This is a genomic window from Dietzia cercidiphylli, from assembly GCF_014145145.1.
Classification (GTDB): domain Bacteria; phylum Actinomycetota; class Actinomycetes; order Mycobacteriales; family Mycobacteriaceae; genus Dietzia; species Dietzia natronolimnaea.
In genome coordinates this window covers 1-13,617 of the sequence record NZ_JAALEA010000129.1, presented here as the reverse complement: position 1 = coordinate 13,617, position 13,617 = coordinate 1, and the positions used below count along the sequence as shown (strand labels likewise).

The 13,617-nt window shown below is 70.1% G+C and carries 16 protein-coding genes; 15 read left to right on the top strand and 1 reads right to left on the bottom strand.

Going from position 1 to position 13,617, the window contains the following annotated elements:
- Positions 1-416 (bottom strand): succinate dehydrogenase/fumarate reductase transmembrane subunit (locus tag G6028_RS05445; RefSeq protein WP_479682420.1); only part of this gene is annotated, 416 nt, incomplete at its 3' end.
- Positions 417-505: 89 nt separating this feature from the next.
- Here G6028_RS05445 and ftsY point away from each other — a divergent pair.
- From ftsY to G6028_RS05370, 15 genes are all read left to right on the top strand, one after another.
- The gene (ftsY, locus tag G6028_RS05440) at positions 506-1,876 is read left to right on the top strand and encodes a signal recognition particle-docking protein FtsY (protein WP_194306847.1); all 1,371 of its coding nucleotides are present in this window, start codon (positions 506-508) and stop codon (positions 1,874-1,876) included.
- Between the two features lie 229 nt (positions 1,877-2,105).
- Positions 2,106-3,401, top strand: a complete 1,296-nt coding sequence (locus G6028_RS05435) for an ammonium transporter (protein WP_182610326.1) — start codon at positions 2,106-2,108, stop codon at positions 3,399-3,401.
- A 28-nt stretch (positions 3,402-3,429) separates the two neighbouring features.
- The gene (locus G6028_RS05430; protein WP_182610323.1) at positions 3,430-3,768 is read left to right on the top strand and encodes a P-II family nitrogen regulator; all 339 of its coding nucleotides are present in this window, start codon (positions 3,430-3,432) and stop codon (positions 3,766-3,768) included.
- 189 nt (positions 3,769-3,957) lie between these two features.
- Positions 3,958-6,333 carry a [protein-PII] uridylyltransferase gene (locus tag G6028_RS05425; protein WP_182658265.1) on the top strand — a complete coding sequence of 792 codons (2,376 nt, stop codon included), beginning with the start codon at positions 3,958-3,960 and terminating at the stop codon, positions 6,331-6,333.
- A 64-nt stretch (positions 6,334-6,397) separates the two neighbouring features.
- Positions 6,398-7,981, top strand: coding sequence for a signal recognition particle protein (gene ffh / locus G6028_RS05420; RefSeq protein ID WP_182658264.1), 1,584 nt, complete (start codon positions 6,398-6,400; stop codon positions 7,979-7,981).
- Between the two features lie 212 nt (positions 7,982-8,193).
- Positions 8,194-8,703: a 30S ribosomal protein S16 gene (gene rpsP, locus G6028_RS05415; protein ID WP_182639169.1), complete on the top strand. Its 510-nt coding sequence runs from the start codon at positions 8,194-8,196 to the stop codon at positions 8,701-8,703.
- Between the two features lie 5 nt (positions 8,704-8,708).
- Complete coding sequence (locus tag G6028_RS05410; RefSeq protein WP_179525471.1) at positions 8,709-8,951, top strand: RNA-binding protein; 243 nt, start codon at positions 8,709-8,711, stop codon at positions 8,949-8,951.
- A 35-nt stretch (positions 8,952-8,986) separates the two neighbouring features.
- Complete coding sequence (gene rimM, locus G6028_RS05405; RefSeq protein WP_182639168.1) at positions 8,987-9,520, top strand: ribosome maturation factor RimM; 534 nt, start codon at positions 8,987-8,989, stop codon at positions 9,518-9,520.
- Entirely contained in the window at positions 9,517-10,317 is an 801-nt protein-coding gene (gene trmD, locus G6028_RS05400; protein ID WP_179525469.1) for a tRNA (guanosine(37)-N1)-methyltransferase TrmD, read from the top strand. Before rimM ends, trmD begins: the two co-directional genes overlap by 4 nt.
- A gap of 163 nt (positions 10,318-10,480) precedes the next feature.
- The gene (gene rplS, locus G6028_RS05395) at positions 10,481-10,822 is read left to right on the top strand and encodes a 50S ribosomal protein L19 (RefSeq protein ID WP_017836979.1); all 342 of its coding nucleotides are present in this window, start codon (positions 10,481-10,483) and stop codon (positions 10,820-10,822) included.
- Between the two features lie 62 nt (positions 10,823-10,884).
- Positions 10,885-11,679, top strand: a complete 795-nt coding sequence (gene lepB, locus G6028_RS05390) for a signal peptidase I (RefSeq protein ID WP_182610318.1) — start codon at positions 10,885-10,887, stop codon at positions 11,677-11,679.
- Complete coding sequence (locus G6028_RS05385; RefSeq protein ID WP_182610317.1) at positions 11,676-12,353, top strand: ribonuclease HII; 678 nt, start codon at positions 11,676-11,678, stop codon at positions 12,351-12,353. The genes lepB and G6028_RS05385 overlap by 4 nt, the downstream gene beginning before the upstream one ends.
- Positions 12,350-12,655 carry a DUF2469 domain-containing protein gene (locus tag G6028_RS05380; RefSeq protein WP_007632861.1) on the top strand — a complete coding sequence of 102 codons (306 nt, stop codon included), beginning with the start codon at positions 12,350-12,352 and terminating at the stop codon, positions 12,653-12,655. Before G6028_RS05385 ends, G6028_RS05380 begins: the two co-directional genes overlap by 4 nt.
- A gap of 106 nt (positions 12,656-12,761) precedes the next feature.
- Positions 12,762-13,202: a YraN family protein gene (locus G6028_RS05375; protein ID WP_375544390.1), complete on the top strand. Its 441-nt coding sequence runs from the start codon at positions 12,762-12,764 to the stop codon at positions 13,200-13,202.
- Between the two features lies 1 nt (position 13,203).
- A partial coding sequence (locus G6028_RS05370; protein WP_277817574.1) for a magnesium chelatase domain-containing protein occupies positions 13,204-13,617 on the top strand: 414 nt, incomplete at its 3' end.

Genomic DNA, 13,617 nt, shown 5'->3' with positions numbered 1-13,617 from the left:
AGCAGCATCACCACGCCGGTCAGCATCATGGATCGCGCGCCGAAGGAACCGGCGGTCAGACCGGTGCGACGACGACGAGGACCCGCCGACGCCCGGGACCGTCGCGCGAGCACCACCGAGCACCAGATGTGTGCCACCAGGCTCAGCACCAGCACCACCCGCAGGGCCCACAGCACCCCCTCGTGCGGCACCAGGGGATAGAGCAGCGTCCGCAACCACCGGGCGTAGTCGTCGAAACCGGACGCACCGCCGAACACCTTGAGGTTGCCGATCATGTGCACCACGACGAACGAGGTGAAGACCAGGCCCGTCACGGCCATGACCGTCTTCGCGGCCCAGGTGGGCAACACAGGGGTACGCCGGAGGTGAGGCCTCCGGGCCCTGACCGGGACGTGCGGGGCAGCGACCTCGGTCACGCGCGGACACCTCCTTACGGGAACGCGCGCCAGTCTAGGTCCGCCCACGCCGCCCGGGGCCGGGATGAGGACGGGGGTCGTCGTCCATACTGGGCACCGTGAACACCACCTGGATCATCATCGCCGTCGTCGCCGTCCTGTTGCTCGCCGTGCTCGCGCTGGTCGTGGGCCTGCAGCTGCGCAAGAAGCGACAGATCTCGCTGAGCAGGCCGGAGGAGCGCAGGGAACTCACCCGTGAGGAACGCTCCGGCAACTACCAGGCGGGGACGGGCTTCTCGTTCACCGAGGCGGGCGGGACCGCCACCGCGGCACCCCCGCGGGAACCCCTGCCCCGCGAGACGTCCCGGCCGGTCGAGACGCCGGTCGTGCCCGAGCCGGACACCCGATCCGGCCCGAGCGACGACACGGTCGTCGTGGAACCCGCGCCCGTCGAGCCGGTGGTGGTACCGCCGGAGGTCCCGGACGAGGAGGTCCCGGTCCCCACGACCGAGCTGATCACCGGGGTCCCCTCCCCGGTGGCCCCGGTCGAGCGGATCGACCCGTCCGAGGGACGCCTGGACCGCCTCCGCGGTCGACTGGCGCGCTCGCAGGGCGCCGTGGGACAGGGGCTGCTCGGGCTCCTCGGCGCAGGTGATCTCGACGAGGACGCATGGGAGGAGATCGAGGACACCCTGATCATGGCGGACCTGGGCACCACCGTCACCCAGCGCGTCGTCGACCGCCTGCGCGAGGACATCGCGACCCGGCAGATCCGCACCGAGGCCGAGGTCCGGGAACTGCTGCGGCAGGCCCTCGTGGACAACCTCCATCCCGAGTACGACCGCTCGCTGCGTGCGCTGCCGAACGACGGCACACCCGCCGTGATCCTGGTCGTCGGGGTGAACGGCACCGGCAAGACCACCACCACCGGCAAACTCGCCCGCGTCCTGGTGGCCGACGGACGCCACATCCTCCTCGGAGCCGCCGACACCTTCCGCGCCGCGGCCGCCGACCAGCTCCAGACCTGGGCCGAACGGGTGGGAGCGGAGGTCGTGCGCGGCAAGGAGGGCGCCGATCCCGCGTCGGTGGCGTTCGACGCGGTCGCCCGGGGTGTCGAGACCGGGGTGGACGCCGTCCTGGTGGACACCGCCGGCCGCCTCCACACCAAGACCGGGCTCATGGACGAGCTCGGAAAGGTCAAGCGGGTCGTGGAGAAGAAGACCCCGGTCGACGAGGTGCTGCTGGTGATCGACGCGACGACAGGGCAGAACGGTCTCATGCAGGCGCGCGTGTTCAAGGAGGTCGTCGACATCACCGGCGTGGTGTTGACCAAACTCGACGGCACCGCCAAGGGCGGCATCGTCTTCCAGGTCCAACACGAACTCGGGGTCCCGGTCAAGCTCGTCGGACTGGGCGAGGGAGCCGACGATCTGGCGCCCTTCACGGCGGACGCCTTCGTGGACGCCCTGCTCGGGACCTAGGACGCGCGAGTACCCAGGACACACGATCGGAACCACAGGGCCGGCCACGTTACAGACCGGAAACACGCCCGCGCATCGACCGAAACAGCGGAAAGGAATTCTTCTGAACCGAGAGTGAGTGACAAACGCTCACCATGGAGACGAGGAGGACCTCACCGTGAGAGGTGACAGTGTCTTGTTGCTCGCCCAGGAGGCGACGACGGAGATCGATGCGGGAGACACGGCCTGGATGCTCATGGCGGCATCCCTGGTCCTGCTCATGACGCCCGCACTGGCGATGTTCTACGGCGGGATGTCCCGCCAGAAGTCAGTGCTCAACATGATGATGATGTCGTTCAGCGCGATGGGGGTCGTCGGGATCGTCTACGTGCTGTGGGGCTGGTCGATGTCCTACGGCGAGCAGGACGTCCTCGGGCTGTTCGCCAACCCCTTCGAGATGTTCGGTCTCGCCGGGGTGATCGGCGACGCGGACAACTGGGTGACCTCAGCGTCGGGCGCCTACCCGCAGGTCGTCGACGTGGGCTTCCAGGTCACCTTCGCGATCATCACGGTCGCCCTCATCTCGGGAGCCATCGCCGAGCGGGTGAAGTTCGGTACCTGGCTGACGTTCGCCGCCGTGTGGGTCACGCTCGCCTACTTCCCCATGGCCCACATGGTCTGGGGCGGCGGGCTCCTCTCGCATTCGGAGAACAGCCTCGCGGCGATGATCTTCGGCACCGTCGACGATGGTGAGGGCGGCCTCGTCGCAGCCGTCGCCCCGGTCGACTTCGCCGGTGGCACGGTGGTCCACATCAACGCCGGTATGGCGGCGCTGGTCCTCGTCCTGCTGATCGGCAAGCGCTACGACTTCGGGCGTACCGCGTTCCGGCCCCACAGCCTCCCGCTCGTCATGCTCGGTGCCGGTCTGCTGTGGTTCGGCTGGTTCGGTTTCAACGCCGGTTCGGCGTTCGGTGCCAACGGGGCCGCCGGCCTGGCCTGGATCAACACCACCGTCGCCACGGCCGCCGCGATGCTCGGCTGGCTCCTCACCGAGCGGATCAGGGACGGTCATCCGACCAGCCTCGGTGCCGCCTCGGGTGTCGTCGCCGGTCTGGTCGCCATCACCCCGGCCGCCGGGTCGGTCCACCCCCTCGGCGCGATCGCCCTCGGTGCCGTGTCCGGCGCCCTGTGTGCCCTCGCCGTGGGACTCAAGCACCGTTTCGGCTACGACGACTCGCTCGACGTCGTGGGCGTCCACCTCGTGGCGGGTCTCTGGGGCACCATCGCCATCGGCCTCCTGGCCACCGGCACCTTCGACACCGATGCCGGCGTGTTCTACTCGGCGGACGGGTGGAAGCTGCTCGTGGTCCAGATCGTGATCGCCGTGGCGGCGCTCGTCTTCACCGCCATCATGACCGCGATCGCCTACGTGATCTGCCGCCCGCTGGGATGGCGCATCAGCGAGACGGACGAGCAGTCCGGTATCGACGGCGCCGAGCACGCGGAGTCCGCGTACGAGGCCTCCACCAACGCGCTCATCCGTTGAGCCGACATCTGCGAAAGGAACCCCTGACATGAAGCTCGTCACCGCGATCGTCAAGCCGTTCACGCTCGACGACGTCAAGGCAGCACTCGAACAGGCGGGAATCCACGGTCTCACCATCAGTGAGGTCCAGGGTTACGGCCGCCAGAAGGGTCACACCGAGGTCTATCGCGGTGCTGAGTACGCCGTGGACTTCGTCCCCAAGATCCGGGTCGAGGTGGTCGTCGACGACGAGACCGCCGACACCGTCGTCCAACTGATCGTGGATGCCGCGCGAACCGGGAAGATCGGCGACGGGAAGGTCTGGGTGACCCACGTCGAGAGCATCGTCCGGGTCCGCACGGGCGAGGCGGGCGACGCCGCGATCTGATCGACGACACCACGAGGCGCGGTCGACCCCGGACCCGGGGCCGACCGCGCTTCTCCGTCATTCCCCGTGCCTCACCGTCGCTCTCGGTGCACGTGCACGGGCGTTCACAGAAGCGAAACACCGTGGCCGCTGCGAGGTGACACGGCACCGACAGTCTGGAGACACACTCATGAGGGAAAGAGGGACGACGTGAGCCTCACGGGGGACGGTGAGCGGGCCATGGCGCTGCGGGACGGACGCGAGCAGATCCTCTCCGCCACGTCGGCCGACCTCCCCGCGCCGCACCTGCGGGACGCACTGTGCGAGCTGTACGAGATGGAACTCGGACGGCTCGCGGAGGAGGCGGGGATCGGCCCGGGGTCCGGGTTCGCCCTGGTGGCCTTCGGCGGGCTCGGCCGGCGTGAGGTGCTCCCGTACTCCGATCTCGACCTGGTGCTGGTGCACGAGAGACGACCCGACCGCGACGTCGGTGAGCTCGCCGACGCCATGTGGTATCCCCTGTGGGACTCGGGCGTGGGCCTGGACCACAGTGTGCGGACCGTGGACCAGTGTCTCGCGGTGGCGGCTGCGGACGTCTCGGTGGGATTGAGTCTGTTGGACGCCCGCGTGATCGCCGGGGACGCGGACCTGGGCGCGCTCGTGGTCGACGGCGCCCGGCGACAGTGGCGTGACCAGATCGCCTCCCGGTTCGACGATCTCGTGGCCTCCGCGGTGGCCCGGCGTCAGCGGTCCGGGGTGATCGCGCACCGGAGCGAACCCGATCTGAAGAACGGCGTGGGCGGTCTGCGGGATTCGCAGTTGGTCACCGCGCTCGCCGTGGCACACCTCAGCGACGGACGACCGGTCGTCCCCGGAGGGCTGACGACCGCGCACCGTCTCGTGCTCGACGCGCGGACCGAGCTCCACCGGGTGAGCGGGCGGCCCCGGGAGGTGCTGCACGCCGAGTACGGGGACGAGGTCGGACAGGCGCTCGGGCTGGGGGATCGCTTCGACCTCGCCCGTGCGCTCAGCGACGCCTCCCGGACCATCGCGTTCACCGCGGATCAGGCCATCCGTGGCTCGTGCGCGTCGCTGTCCTCCCGCGGTCTGACCGGGCTGCTCCGCAGATCGCCGGTCCGCAGACCACTGGACGACGGCGTGGTGGAGCACGCCGGTGAGGTGGCACTCGCGAGGAACGCCCGTGTCACCGAGGACCCGTGGCTCCCACTACGGGTGGCGGCGGCGGCGGCCCGGTTCGGGCTCCCCGTGGCCGGTTCGACGCTCGGGGTACTGGTGGAGCGTTCGCCGGTCCCCGAGGGTCGGTGGCCCGCCGAGGCGCTGTCGGACCTCCTCGTCCTGCTGGGCTCCGGCGAGGGCCAGGTGCCGGTCGTCGAGGCGCTGGACCGGAGCGGGCTGTGGGAGCGGATGCTCCCCGAGTGGTCGGAGGTGAGGGATCTGCCCGCCAGGGACCGGGCTCACGTCTACACCGTCGATCGTCACCTGGTCCAGACCGCCGTGGAGGCCTCCCGGCTGACCACCTCGGTCGCGCGGGCGGATCTGCTCCTGTTGTCGGCGCTGCTGCACGACCTGGGCAAGAGTCGCGAGGGCGATCACAGCGAGACGGGCGCCGAGATGGTCGGCCCCATCGTGCGACGGATGGGGCTCGATCCCGACGACGTCGACACCCTGGTCCGGATCGTCCGGCACCACCTGCTGCTGGCCGTGACCGCGACCAGGCGTGACCCCTCGGACCCGGCGACGGCCGACTCCGTGCTGGCCACGCTCGACCGGGACGCGACCGCCTTCGACGTGCTCGCCACGCTCACCGAGGCCGATTCGCTGGCCACAGGGCCGACGGTCTGGACCCCGGGCAGGGCCAGGGCACACGCGATGCTGGTCGATGCGTGCCGGGACCGGATGGGGTCGCAACCCGGCGCGGTGGAGGCGCCGACCGTCGACGCCACCCGGCCGCACGGCCCCCCCGACGTCGTGGTGGACCTGCGCCCCGCCGGGACGGGGACCAATCACGAGATCACCCTCGTGGTCCCGGGCTCGGGCAAGTCCCTCGCGGTGACGGCCGAGGTCCTCGCCGCGCACCGGCTGGAGATCGTCGACGCGGAGATCGACCTGCGCCCACCCGGTGGGGTACGCGCGAGGATGACGGTGTCCACCCGTTTCGGCGACCCCGTCGACCCGAAGGTCCTCCGCCAGGACCTGCGCCGGGCGGTAGACTCCGGGGTGTCGGCCTCGCTGAGGGCCGCGCTCGCACGCAACGCCTCCCGCCTGATCGGACCGCCCCAGGCCAGGTCCTCGGTCCTGGTCAATCGACGGACGGATGCCGACGGCATCCTGCTCGAGGTGCGGGCCGAGGACAGACCGGGGTTGTTCGCCAAGGTCATCGCGTCGATCCTGGGCAAGGGGGCGAGGATCGACTGGGTCGTGGTGCGGACCCGCGGCGCCGCGGTCGAGGACGTCTTCGCCCTGTCAGGCCCCGGAGCGGTACTCAGCACGGCCACGGAGGTGGAGTCCCTACTGCCCCGGCGCGATCCCGCCACGCCCGGCGTCGGGCGTGCCGATACCCTGTGAGCAGTCGTCGTCGACGACGCCGGGGCCACCACGCCCCCGGCCCGCGACCCAGGGAGCTGTAGCCGTGTTCGATTCCTTGTCCGATCGCCTGGCAGGTGCGCTCAAGGACCTGCGCGGAAAGGGGCGGCTCAGCGACGCCGACATCGACGCGACGGCGCGCGAGATCCGCCTGGCGCTGCTCGAGGCGGACGTCGCCCTCCCCGTCGTGCGCACGTTCATCTCGCGCGTCAAGGAACGGGCCAAGGGCTCCGAGGTGTCCGAGGCCCTCAACCCCGCGCAGCAGGTCGTCAAGATCGTCGACGCCGAACTCACCGCGATCCTGGGTGGCCAGGCGCGGCGCATCGAGTTCGCCAAGCAACCCCCGACGGTGATCATGCTCGCCGGTCTGCAGGGTGCGGGTAAGACCACTCTGGCGGGAAAGCTCGCGTACTGGCTCAAGGGCCAGGGTCACACCCCGCTCCTCGTCGCGTGCGACCTGCAGCGGCCGGGTGCGGTCGACCAGCTCCGGATCGTCGGCGAGCGCGCGGGCGTGCAGGTCTTCGCACCCCATCCCGGCACGTCCGTCGGGGGAGACGGCGAGGTCGTCGGCGTGCAGGAGCCGGTGGCCGTGGCCCAGCGGGGCCTCGCGCACGCCCGTGCCAAGATGCACGACGTCGTGATCGTCGACACCGCCGGCCGGTTGGGTATCGACGAGGAGCTCATGGCCCAGGCCAGGGGCATCCGTGACGCGGTCCAGCCGGACGAGACCTTCTTCGTCCTCGACGCGATGATCGGCCAGGACGCGGTGATGACCGCGGAGGCCTTCCGCGAGGGGGTCGGCTTCACCGGCGTCGTCCTGACCAAGCTCGACGGCGACGCCCGTGGCGGCGCCGCGCTGAGCGTCCGTGAGCTCACCGGCACCCCGATCATGTTCGCCTCCGACGGCGAGAAGCTCGAGGACTTCGACGTCTTCCACCCCGACCGCATGTCGAGCCGGATCCTCGGCATGGGCGACGTGCTCTCGCTCATCGAGCAGGCCGAGACCGTCTTCGACGCCAAGGACGCGGAGAAGACCGCGGCCAAGATCGGCTCGGGGGAGCTCACGCTCGAGGACTTCCTCGACCAGATGCTGATGATCCGCAAGATGGGCCCCATCGGAAACCTGCTGGGAATGTTGCCCGGGGGCAAGGAGATGAAGGCGGCCGTCGGCGACATCGACGAGAAGTACCTGGACCGTATCCAGGCGATCATCCGGGGGATGACGCCGGAGGAGCGTGCCGATCCGAAGATCATCAACGGATCCCGCCGCCAGCGCATCGCCAAGGGTTCCGGTGTCACGGTCACCGACGTCAACCAGCTGGTGGACCGGTTCTTCGAGGCCCGCAAGATGATGAGCCGCATGGCGGGTCAGATGGGCATGCCCGGAGCCGGCCGGAAGAACCAGCGCAAGGGCAAGAAGGGCAAGGGCAAGGGCCGCGGGCCGACCCAGCCCAAGAACAGGGGAATGATGCCCGGTGGGATGCCGGGGATGCCTCCGGGGATGCCGAGGATGCCGGGGATGCCCCCCGGAGGGATGCCGGATCTGTCCCAGATGCCGCCCGGACTCGACAAGCTCCCCCCGGGACTCGAGGGCATCGATCTGAACGACCTGAAGTTCCCCAAGCGCTGACCCGGTCGGCCGCGCGGGCACCGATTGGTACCAGCGGTGGCGGGGCGTTTAGACTGGTGCGCTGGACGCCGTCACCGGTGGGTCCCGTCGTGCTGGTCGCGAACGGGTGCCCGCGCCGAACGGCGGTCACCCGGAAGGCGAAACCGGGCCCCGCAACAGGTGCGGGAGTCGCTGAATCGCCACGTGACCCGCAAGAGAAAGCGAGACGCCACATGGCCGTCAAGATCAAGCTCACCCGCCTCGGCAAGATCCGTAACCCGCAGTACCGGGTGGTCGTGGCCGACGCCCGCACCCGCCGCGACGGACGCGCCATCGAGACGATCGGGCTCTACCGCCCCAAGGAGGAGCCGAGCTTCATCCAGATCGACTCCGAGCGTGCGCAGTACTGGCTCGGCGTGGGCGCCCTGCCCACCGAGGCCGTCGAGGCGCTCCTCAAGATCACCGGCGACTGGCAGAAGTTCAAGGGCCTCGAGGGCACCGAGGGCACCCTCCGGGTCGCCGAGCCCAAGCCCAGCAAGCTGGAGCTGTTCAACAAGGCGCTCGAGGAGGCCCAGGGCGAGCCGTCCGCCGAGGCCATCACCACCAAGCGCAAGGCCGAGAAGGCCAAGAAGGCCGAAGAGGCGAAGAAGGCCGAGGACGACGCGAAGAAGGCCGCCGCCGAGGCCTCCGAGGCCGAGTCCGCCGAGGCCGGGTCGCCCGACGCCGAGAACGCCGAGGCCTGAGTCCGATGAGTGACATGGTCGTCGACGCCGTCGACCATCTCGTCCGCGGCATCGTGTCGGATCCCGACGCGGTGTCCGTCAGGTCGAGCGGCGGTCGGCGCGGCACGGTGATCCGCGTGACCGTGTCGCCCGAGGACCTCGGACGCGTCATCGGCCGCGGCGGCCGTACCGCCTCCGCGATCCGGACGATCGTCTCCGCCGTCGGCGGGCCGGACGTGCGGGTCGACGTGGTCGACACCGACCGCTAGTCCCACTCGGAACCCACCCGCACCGGAAGGACACCATGGAACTCGTCGTGGGCCGCGTCGTCAAATCCCACGGAGTCCGCGGTGAGCTGGTGGTGGATGTGCGGACCGACTCGCCCCGTGACCGTTTCGCGGTGGGCGAGCGCCTGCTGGGCCGCACCGGCAAGGGGAACAACGTCACGGACCGAGAGGTCACCGTAGAAGCCGCCCGGGATCATTCCGGGCGGCTTCTCGTGCGCCTGGAGGGCGTCTCGGACCGCAACTCCGCCGACGAGTTGCGCGGGATGCTCCTGCTCGTGGACTCCGAGGCGTTGCCGGAGACCGGGGATCCGGACGAGTTCCATGACCACCAACTGGTGGGCCTGCGGGCCCTCGACACCGGTGGGGCAGAACTCGGTGAGGTCACCGAGGTCGTCCACACGCCGGGTGGGGAACTGCTCGCGGTGCGCCTCGCAAACGGTGCGGACGCGCTCGTGCCGTTCGTCACCCGGATCGTGCCCGAGGTGGACCTGGGTTCCGGTACGTGCGTCATCGACCCACCGGAGGGACTACTCGATCTGGGGACCTCGTGACGGGGACCGACGACACGGTTCCCGCTCCGCGACTCCGGCTCGACGTCGTCACCGCGTTCCCGGACTATCTCGCCCCGCTCCGTCTGGCGCTGCCCGGGCGGGCCATCGATCGCGGAATCCTGGATCTCGAGGTCCACGACCTCCGTGCGTGGGCCCACGACGTGCACCGGTCCGTCGACGACACCCCGTTCGGTGGGGGCCCCGGCATGGTCATGAGGCCGACGGTCTGGGGTGAGGCTCTCGACGAGCTGGTACCCCCGCCCGCGGACGACTCCGCAGAACGGTCTCTCCTCATCGTGCCCACTCCCGCCGGCCGGCCCTTCACCCAGGACGACGCCCACCGGTACGCCCGTCGCGGTCACCTGCTCTTCGCCTGCGGCAGATACGAGGGGATCGACCAGCGGGTGATCGACGAGGCCTCCACACGGATGGACGTGGAAGAGGTGAGCATCGGCGACTACGTGCTCATCGGGGGAGAGGTGGCGGTCCTGGTGATGGCGGAGGCCGTCGTCAGGCTCCTGCCGGGAGTCCTGGGCAACCAACGCAGCCACGAGGAGGACTCCTTCTCCGACGGGCTACTCGAGGGGCCGAGCTACACCCGACCCGAGGAGTGGCGGGGACGGCCGGTTCCCGCGGTGCTCAGGAGCGGCGACCACGCGAAGATCGCGCGGTGGCGGCGAGACGAGTCACTGCGACGCACCGCGCAGCGCCGACCTGAGCTGCTCGACGGCGCAGATCTCCGTCCGGCGGACCTGGAGACGCTCGCCTCCGTCGGCTGGACGCCCCGCGCGGGCTGATTTGGGGCGGGCGGGCCGGGAATGGCACACTAGCGAGGTTGATCATCCGGGCGCATCCGTGCGTCCGCGGACGGTCGCGCTGATCCGGGCACGAACCGGTCGTCCCGCCGGGAGGCGGGCGCCAGGGTCCTCTGTCCTCAATTCCTGACATCCGAGGAACACAATGAACACTCTCGACTTCATCGACAACAAGTCTCTCCGCGACGACATTCCGGCGTTCCGCCCCGGCGACACGCTCGACGTGCACGTCAAGGTCATCGAGGGCTCCAAGGAGCGCGTCCAGGTCTTCAAGGGTGTCGTGATCCGCCGCCAGGGCGGTGGCGTCCGGGAGACCTTCACCGTCCGCAAGGTCTCCTTCGGCGTCGGCGTCGAGCGCACCTTCCCGGTCCACTCGCCCACCATCGACCACATCGACGTCCTGACCCGCGGAGACGTCCGTCGCGCCAAGCTGTACTACCTCCGCAACCTCCGCGGCAAGGCCGCGAAGATCAAGGAGAAGCGCTGAGCGCATAGAGCGGGTCGGACTCGGCCGCCGTGTGCGGTGGCCGATCGACTACGCTCGTCCGGGTGAGCAGCACCGAATCACCCGGACAGAACCCCTCCGAGCCGGGCCCCCGAGAAGACGGGGACCCGGCTCGAGGCGTGGGTGGGGGTCGACGCGACGCGCGGACCACCGAGAAGAAGGGGCAGCCCTGGTACATCGAGATCCCCATGTTGGTGGTGATCGCGCTGGTGCTGGTGTTCGTCTTCCAGACCTTCGTCGGGCGGGTCTACCAGATCCCGTCGGAGTCGATGGAGCCCACGCTGCACGGATGTGCCGGCTGCACGGGTGACCGGATCTTCGTGGACAAGATCTCGTACCGGTTCGGCGATCCGCAGCCCGGGGACGTCGTGGTGTTCGAGGGGCCGGATTCCTGGAACCAGGGATACCAGTCCATCCGTTCTGACAACCCGGTGATACGGACCCTGCAGGACGTCGGAGGGGTCATCGGCATCGTCCCACCCGACCAGAACGACATGGTCAAGCGCGTGGTCGCCGTGGGTGGTCAGACCGTGGGCGGGTGCTCGCCGGACGGTGGCCTCCTCGTGGACGGCGAGCCCCTGGACGAGCCGTACCTCAACGCGGATCCCGCCCTCGAACGCAACCCGCTCAACTGCGCGTTCGGACCGGTCACCGTCCCGGAGGGAAACTACTGGGTGATGGGTGACAACCGGGGCAATTCCGCCGACTCCCGCTACCACATGGGCGACGAGTTCCAGGGCACCGTCCCCGGGGGGAACGTCATCGGCAAGGTGCAGGCCATCATCCTCCCGTTCAACCGGATCGGGTCCGTCCCCTCGCCGGACATCCACGCGGGGTGAGCCCGGTCCGACCGGGCCGGGTCAGGGTGACCCGGCGTGACGGACGGCTGGCACTCGAGGCGGCCCTGGGACGGCGCGGCCTCGGGCCGGTCGCCGGGGTCGACGAAGCCGGACGCGGGTCGTGCGCGGGTCCGCTGGTGGTGGCGGCATGCGTTCTGGGTGACCGCCTCCCCCCGGATCTCGCCGACCTCGACGACTCCAAGAAGTTGTCCCCGCCCACCCGGGAACGGCTCCACGACGCCGTGCTGCGGAGGGCGACCGCCGTGTCCGTGGTGGTGATCGAGCCCGATCGGATCGACGAGCGGGGTGTGCACCGGTGCAACCTCGAGGGGATGCGTCGTGCGGTGGCCGCTCTCGACCCGGCACCCGGCTTCGTCCTCACCGACGGGTTCGCCGTGGACGGGCTCGGATGCCAGTCCACGGCGGTGATCGGGGGCGACGCGGTCGTCGCATCCATCGCCGCCGCGAGTGTCCTCGCAAAGGTCACCCGCGATCGGATTATGGTGGACCTCGACCCGAGGTACCCGGGCTACGGGTTCGCCGCCCACAAGGGGTACAGCACCGCGGGTCACGCCAGGGCGATCGAGCAGCTCGGTCCCAGCGACATCCACCGGATGTCGTACGCCAACGTCCGTCGCGCCGCCCAGGCGCATTCGAGGAGCAGCACTAGATGAGCGCCGAGGATCTGGAGAACTACGAGACCGAGATGGAGCTCTCGCTGTACCGCGAGTACCGCGACATCGTCGGTCAGTTCACCTACGTCGTCGAGACGGAGCGGCGCTTCTATCTCGCGAACGCGGTCGAACTGATCCCGAGGTCCGCGGACGGTGAGGTCTACTTCGACGTCCGGATGTCGGACGCCTGGGTGTGGGACATGTACCGGCCTGCCCGTTTCGTGAAGTACGTGCGGGTCCTGACCTTCAAGGACGTCAACATCGAGGAGCTCGACAAGCCCGAACTCCGCCTCCCGGAGTAGTACCCGGCGGCTGGTCCTCCACAGCCTCCGGCGCCTCCACAGGGTGCTCCCGGCCCGATCCGCGTCCAGCGGATCGGGCCGGTGTCGTGGTGCAGGGTGAGCCGCGGTGGCCCGGACGGACCGGGCCGCCGGGGAGGGGCTCGGGATGGCGGGGGACAGGGCGGGATCGCCCACCGGCACGCACGGGGGTGACGGTCGCCGACGGACCGGGGCGATCGGGGAGGCGCATGCGGCGGGGTTGATCGAGGCGCGTGGGGGCGCGGTGATCAGCCGGAACTGGCGGAGCCGGACGGGGGAGCTCGACCTGGTCGCCCTGGACGCCGCGGGCCGGTTACGGTTCGTCGAGGTCCGCACGCGGACCGGCACCGGGTTCGGGACGCCGGCCGAATCGGTGACCGCGGTCAAGCGGCGCCGTCTGCGCACGCTGGCACGGGAGTGGCTGGCGGCCAACCCGGGTCCCTGGCGTCAGGTCTGCTTCGACGTGATCGGAGTGGATCTCGCGGACCCCTCCCGTCCGAGGCTGGAACTGTTCGAGGACGTGTTCTGAGATGGCGCTCGGACGGACGTGGGCGGTGACCCTCTCGGGGATCGGTGGCCAGCTCGTCGAGGTCGAGGCCGATGTGGGGCGCGGACTTCCCGGGGTGAGCATCGTGGGGATGGGTGACGGCGCGGTCATGCAGTCCAGGGAGAGGATGCGGGCGGCGGTGGTCAACTCGGGCCTGTCCTGGCCGACCGGGAAGGTGGTGCTCTCGCTGTCGCCCGCGGCGCTGCCCAAGCGCGGATCGGGATTCGACGTGGCGCTCGCGATCGGGGCCCTCACCGCGTCGAGCGAGCTACCGGCCGGGGGGTTCGAGGGCACACTGCTGGTCGGTGAGTTGGCGCTCGACGGTCGCGTCCGCCCGGTCCGTGGGGTGCTGCCGGCGGTGCTCGCGGCGCGGGACGCCGGTCTCCGGCGCGCGATC

Bases quoted from the DNA above. Each gene is read 5' to 3' on its own strand.
- rimM (WP_182639168.1), top strand. From the start codon at position 8,987: ATGGAACTCGTCGTGGGCCGCGTCGTCAAATCCCACGGAGTCCGCGGT.
- G6028_RS05430 (WP_182610323.1), top strand. From the start codon at position 3,430: ATGAAGCTCGTCACCGCGATCGTCAAGCCGTTCACGCTCGACGACGTC.
- G6028_RS05435 (WP_182610326.1), top strand. From the start codon at position 2,106: ATGCTCATGGCGGCATCCCTGGTCCTGCTCATGACGCCCGCACTGGCG.
- G6028_RS05380 (WP_007632861.1), top strand. From the start codon at position 12,350: ATGAGCGCCGAGGATCTGGAGAACTACGAGACCGAGATGGAGCTCTCG.
- rplS (WP_017836979.1), top strand. From the start codon at position 10,481: ATGAACACTCTCGACTTCATCGACAACAAGTCTCTCCGCGACGACATT.
- rpsP (WP_182639169.1), top strand. From the start codon at position 8,194: ATGGCCGTCAAGATCAAGCTCACCCGCCTCGGCAAGATCCGTAACCCG.
- G6028_RS05410 (WP_179525471.1), top strand. From the start codon at position 8,709: ATGAGTGACATGGTCGTCGACGCCGTCGACCATCTCGTCCGCGGCATC.